This window comes from Mesorhizobium sp. M7A.F.Ca.AU.001.01.1.1, assembly GCF_004022735.1.
GTDB lineage: Bacteria > Pseudomonadota > Alphaproteobacteria > Rhizobiales > Rhizobiaceae > Mesorhizobium > Mesorhizobium ciceri.
Genome location: NZ_RZPF01001306.1, coordinates 1 through 633 on the forward strand (window position 1 = coordinate 1; position 633 = coordinate 633).

The window sequence follows — 633 nt, forward strand, 5'->3', positions numbered from 1 at the left end:
CTCCGGAGCCGACCTCAGCCCTTGGCGACGGGCAGCGCGACGAAACGATTGGTGTCGTCGCGGGTGATCTGCATCAGCACTGCCTTGCGGCCGGATTTGACCGCTTCGGTCATCGCCTTGGTGACGTCGTCGGTGCCGTTCACTTCGGTCGAATTGACCGATGTGATGACGTCGCCCGGCTGGATGCCGCGATCGGCAGCATCGCTGTCGGGATCGACGTCGGTCACCACCAGCCCCTTGCCGTTTTCGGACTTGGTGACGGTCAGGCCGAGATCGGCCAGCGTGTCGGGCTTTGCCGGAGCGGCAGGCTGCGACTGGTCGACAGAGGCCTGCTTGTCGCTCGAGGGCAGTTTGCCGAGATCGACCTTGACCGTCTGGCTCTTGCCGTCGCGCCACACGGTGACGTCAACCGATTTGCCAGGCGAGTAGGCGCCGATCAGCCGTGCCAGTTCCTTCGGCGAAGCGACGTCCTTGCCGTTGACCTGGGTGATCACGTCACCGGCCGTGATGCCCGCCTTCTTGCCGGGACCATCGTCCTGGGCACTGGAAACCAGTGCGCCGTTGTTGGACTTCAGACCAAGCGACTCAGCGATGTCGGAGGTGACCGGCTGGATTTCGACACCGAGCCAGCCG

The 633-nt window shown here is 64.5% G+C and carries 1 protein-coding gene; it reads right to left on the minus strand.

Annotated elements, in window-relative coordinates:
- Window positions 1-14: 14 nt before the first annotated feature.
- Window positions 15-633: PDZ domain-containing protein (locus tag EN884_RS37835; protein ID WP_128361225.1), on the minus strand; the 619-nt coding region annotated here is incomplete at its 5' end.